We start from the raw sequence: 5,257 nt of genomic DNA on the forward strand, positions 1-5,257 counted from the left end.
TCCTACACCACTCCCTGGGAGTACGTCATGCCAAGCTGACGATTGCTTGTGGGTGAGAGTCCCATCCGGCTAAAGCCGTAGCGGGCAGGTCGGGACCGAGTCTTGCGGGCGTCGCGGTAACGCGGGGTCTGAAGTGTAGACAGGGGCCATGCAGGGAGCGGGATTGAGCCTCGAAAGGTGGAAGATCGCGGAGGCCGAGTTGCTTCCCTACCAACGAAGGCAGCACGTAGCCGTCGTCAGGCGAGACGGTATCGCTCCGCCGGGGTCGAAGGCCGGGTCATGCATGGAAGGCAATCGTCGGAACATGAGAGGCCCGACCGGGTCCGCCGGATTGGTCTCCGGCGGGGGATGGAAGCAAGGCACTGCCGGAGCGGCCATCCGAGCTGAGGTCGGGAGTCGGACTGGTTCATAGTACTGATGACGCCGTCGAAGGAAACGAGACGTGTCGAGGGAAGGGGCCAGCCCGAAGGGATCTCGCGCGGGGAGGCCAGGGTCCGGACACAGAGCCGGGTCGCCTTGCCGTCCAACCTCGCCCGAGTGAACGCAGCGTGTTGAGCGACAACCATCTTGTCCGGCGCCGTCAGCCAAGTTGGCCGCTGGCTCCAGTCGGAGGCCGGGCGTAGCCCGGCTGGAGGCTGGAGCCAGCGGCGCGATTGTCTTCCCCGGGGGATGAAGGCGTAGGTGCTGGCCGCTGCGGGCCGATACGAGCGGGATCTCTGTCACCGAAACGGAGGTCCCATCGTGCCGGGCAAACCCGTCACCGACCAGCAAGTGAGAATCCACATGCAAGACCGTCATCGTCATAGCCAACGCGCCGCCGCTGCCCGGGCTGGGTTCAGCGAGCGCACCGGACGCCGGATCGAGACCGATCCGCGCCTTCCCTCCCAGCGCCAGCCCGAGCGCGGCCGCACCGTCCCCGATCCGCTCGAGGCGGTCTGGGAGCCGGTGTTGCTGCCGATCCTCGAGAACGATCCCGCCGTGCAGGCGGTCACGCTCCTGAGGCGCCTGCAAATGACCGATCCGGACGCTTTCCCGGACGACCGTATCCGGCGCACGCTGGAGCGCCGCGTGCGCGACTGGCGCGCGCTCTACGGTGAGGCCAGGGACGTGATCTTCCGTCAGACGCCGGAGCCGGGCCGCATGGCGCTCTCGGACTTTACCGACGCCAAAGAGCTTGGCGTCACCATCGCCGGCGAGCCCTTCGCTCACCGGCTCTACCACTTCGTGCTGGCCTACAGCGGCTGGGAACACGTCGGTGTCGTCCTCGGCGGCGAGAGAGCTTCACCGCGCTGGCCGAGAACCTCCAGAACGCCCTCTGGACCCTCGGCGGCGTGCCGCGTGAGCATCGCACCGACAGCCTCTCGGCCGCCTATCGCAACCTCGACCGCGAGGCCGCCGAGGACGTCACCAAGCGCTATGAAGGCTTCTGCGCTCACTACGGAATGTCAGCCAGCCGCAACAATCCCGGCGAAGCGCATGAGAACGGCGCGGTGGAATCCCACAACCGTCACCTCAAGACCGCTCTCGACCAGGCGCTGATCCTGCGCGGCTCCCGCGACTTCGCCGATGTCGCAGACTTGCGCCGCTTCGTCGATCAGCTCGTCTCACGCCGCAATCGGCGCCGAGACGTTGCCGTGCAAACGGAGGCCGCAACGCTGCGGCCGCTGCCGGCGCGGCGCACCACCGACTTCACCGAGATCGTCACCCGCGTCACCCGCACCGGCGGCTTCCTCGTGCACGGCGTCTTCTACAGCGCGCCCTCCCGTCTGATCGGCCAGCGCCTCCGCGTTCATGTCTACGACGACCGTATCGAGGCCTGGCTCGGAGGGACCCATGTCGTCAGCCATCCCCGCCAGCGCCAGCGCGACGATGGCCGGCGTGTCCACCGCATCGACTATCGCCACGTGATCCATTCCCTGCGCCGCAAACCGCAGGCGCTGGCCGGATCGGTTTACCGCGACGGGCTCTTTCCCCGCACCGAGTACAGTGCCGCCTGGGCCGCGCTCTCGGAGGCTTTGCCCCAGCGGGAGGCCTGCCGGCGCATGGTCGAGCTGCTCTGGCTCGCCCATGACGAAGGCTGCGAGGCCGAGCTCGCCGCGCTGATCGCGGATGACCTCGGTTCAGGGGGCCTTCCCGACGCCCGCGATCTCGCCAGACGCCTCGAACCACGACGCCGAACACTCCCGGCCGACGTGCCCGTGGCGCTCACCGAACTGACCAGCTTCGATGCCCTGCTTGAGGTCTGCGCATGACCGCCAGCACCAGGACCACGCGGGCGGTCGATGTTCATGCGCTGCCCGCCATGCTGACCGCGTTGCGCTTGCCCAGCTTCCATCGGCACTGGACGGCGCTCGCCGAGTGCGCCGACACCGAAGGGTGGCCCGCGGCCCGCTTCCTCGCGGCCCTGGCCGAGGTCGAACTCGCCGAACGGGAGACCCGCCGCATCCAGCGCCATCTCGCAGAGTCGCGCCTGCCAGGCGGCAAGACCCTGGCGACCTTCGACTTCAAGGCGTTGCCCGGCGTACCCCGGGCCCGCGTCGAGGCGCTCGCCGCCGGCGACTGGGTCGAGACCGGCGCCAACCTCATCGCAATCGGCAACTCGGGCGCCGGCAAGACCCATCTGCTCTGCGCCATCGGACACGCTCTCGTCGAGACCGGACGGCGCGTGTTCTATACCCGCACCACCGATCTCGTGCAGAGGCTCCAGGCCGCCCGCCGGGACCTCGCCCTGGAGGCCGCGCTCGGCAAGCTCGACAAGTACGACCTGATCATCCTTGATGACATCGGTTACGCACAGAAGGACCAGGCTGAGACTTCCGTTCTCTTCGAACTCATCGCCCGGCGCTACGAAACCCGCAGCCTGGCCATCGCCGCCAACCAGCCCTTCAGCGCCTGGGAGCGCGTCTTCCCGGACAAGGCCGTCACCGTCGCCGCGATCGACAGGCTCGTCCATCACGCGACCATCCTCGAGATGAACGTCGACAGCTACCGTCGCCGCGCCGCCGCCGACCGCACCACCGCCGAGATCAATAGCAGAGCGACAACCACCGACAACCTCGCCGACAACCTCGCCGACAACCAGGATCATCCCGTCGGCGACAGCCTCGCCGAAAAAGCAGAGAAGGACGTCATCATCTGAACCAACCTTCGCAGCGGCCAGGACCGGCCAACTTGGCTGTCGCCACCGGACATTAAGGTTGACGCTCTACAGGAATTCCCACCACATACGCGACACCACCCGATGCGATCGCGGCCGCTCCTGTTTGCGACTGGTCGCCTAGATGCGTCTGCCTCTTACGTCTCTAGCCCGCTAGCTGCACGGCATCTTCACGCCTAACTGGACTTGGACAGTCGGACGAGAACGGATCGGCAACAGTCGGTCGTAAGCCATTGATATCTCGTCTGCGGGTTTCGAGACGCCCAAGTGTGTAGTGGAACATTTCGGCTGAACTAACGGTTTTTCTTGCTTTCCCCGGATTTTTCGAGAACAACATCCGGCATGTTCGTGCGCGAGAAGTCAGCCCGGGGTCATCGCTATCTGTATCTGGTGGAGAGCATCCGCGAGGGCGACCGGGTTCGGCAGCAGATCGTCCGCGCCTTGGGGCGCAAGGATGTGCTGGCCGAGAGCGGCGAACTCGACCGGCTGATCGCGTCGCTGGCCAGGCACTCCGAACGGGCGATGATCCTCTCCGAGATGGAGGCCGGGCGGATCGCCTGCACCCGGATCGGAGGGCCGCTTCTGTTCGGCCGGTTGTGGGAGCGGCTTGGCATCGCCGAAGTTCTGGCCGGTCTGCTGGATGGCCGCGGCTTCGGTTTCGACGTGGAGTGCGCGGTGTTCGTCAGCGTGCTGCACCGCCTGTTCGTCTCCGGCTCGGACCGGTCGTGCGAGACGTGGATGGCGGATTACGCCATCCCCGGCGCGGCCGGCCTGCAGTTGCACCACTTCTACCGCGCGATGGCCTGGCTGGGAGAGGAGGCCGAGCCGGCCGCCGCGGGCGCGCTTGCGCCCCGGTGCGTCAAGGACCGGATCGAGGAGCGGCTGTTCGAGCGCCGGCGGGATCTGTTTAGCGAGCTGTCGTTGGTGTTCATGGATACCACGACCCTCACGTTCCACGGCGCCGGCGGCGAGACGCTGGGCGCGCATGGCCATTCCAAGGACCACCGCCCGGACCTCAAGCAGATGGTGCTGGCGGTGGTCGTCGACGGCGAGGGCCGGCCGCTGTGTACCGAGATGCTGCCCGGCAACACCGCCGACGTCACCATGCTGCTGCCGATCATGGACCGGCTGCGCGAGCGCTTCATGGTGGGACGGGTGTGCGTCGTCGCCGATCGCGGCATGATCTCGGCGGCGACGATCGAAGCGCTGGAGGAGCGCAAACTGGAATACGTTCTCGGCGCACGCGAGCGCTCGAACCGCCTGATTCGGGAGGTCGTGCTCAAGGACGAGGCTCCCTTCACCCCACTGGTGATCGAGCGGGTTCGTGGCGAGACCCAGCTCTTCGTCAAGGAGGTCAAGGTCGAGGGCATTCGCTACATCGTCTGCCGCAATGAAGCCGAGGTCGAGAAGGAGCGGGCCGACCGCCAGGCCATCGTCACCGGCCTGGAGAAACAGATGAAGAAGGGCGATAAGGCGCTGATCGGCAACTCCGCCTATCGGCGCTATCTGCGCCGGGTACAAAGCGAGGACGGCCAGAGTGAGCCCGCCTTCGAGATCGACCCCGGCAAGCTCGCCGACGAGGCCCGCTACGACGGTATTTTCGTCCTGCGCACCAACGCCCGCATCACGCCGCTGCAGGCGGTGCTGCGCTACCGCGATCTGATCCAGGTCGAGGACCTGTTTCGCCGGGCCAAGGCGATCCTCCGCACCCGGCCCATCTATCACTCTTCCGATGCCGCCATCCGCGGCCACGTGTTCTGCTCGTTCCTGGCGCTCGTACTGCAGAAGAAACTGGCCGACCACTGCCGGGCCGCCGGGTTTGCCGTGGAATGGGAGAGGCTCTTGCGCGACCTCGATCGGCTGCAGGAAGCCACCATCGAGAAGGACGGAAAGCGCATCACCACTCGCACCGCCGTCACCGGCCAGGTCGGCTCCGCTTTCCAGGCCGCCGGCGTTGCCCTGCCGCCCAACCTGCGCGAACACGCCGCCGCCTGACCCCTTCCGTCCCCTCAACCCCTACAATGTAGTGCTAATACCCGCCGCCGCCGGTATAACCTACTGCCGCAAAACCATCTTTTCGAAGCCACTGTTCAAGTTGGG

General features: G+C 66.7%; 2 protein-coding genes and 1 pseudogene. All 3 read left to right on the forward strand.

The genetic code is table 11. The features are described from left to right. The first annotated feature begins 741 nt into the window (after positions 1–741). Positions 742–2,252: pseudogene (gene istA / locus ACSLE4_RS03445) on the forward strand (IS21 family transposase). Further along, entirely contained in the window at positions 2,249–3,139 is an 891-nt protein-coding gene (gene istB / locus ACSLE4_RS03450; protein ID WP_435903087.1) for an IS21-like element helper ATPase IstB, read from the forward strand. The pseudogene istA and the gene istB overlap by 4 nt, the downstream one beginning before the upstream one ends. A gap of 360 nt (positions 3,140–3,499) precedes the next feature. Then, the gene (locus ACSLE4_RS03455) at positions 3,500–5,152 is read left to right on the forward strand and encodes an IS1634 family transposase (RefSeq protein WP_435903088.1); all 1,653 of its coding nucleotides are present in this window, start codon (positions 3,500–3,502) and stop codon (positions 5,150–5,152) included. Positions 5,153–5,257 lie beyond the last annotated feature (105 nt).

Source organism: Methyloceanibacter sp., assembly GCF_051306395.1.
Classification (GTDB): domain Bacteria; phylum Pseudomonadota; class Alphaproteobacteria; order Rhizobiales; family Methyloligellaceae; genus Methyloceanibacter.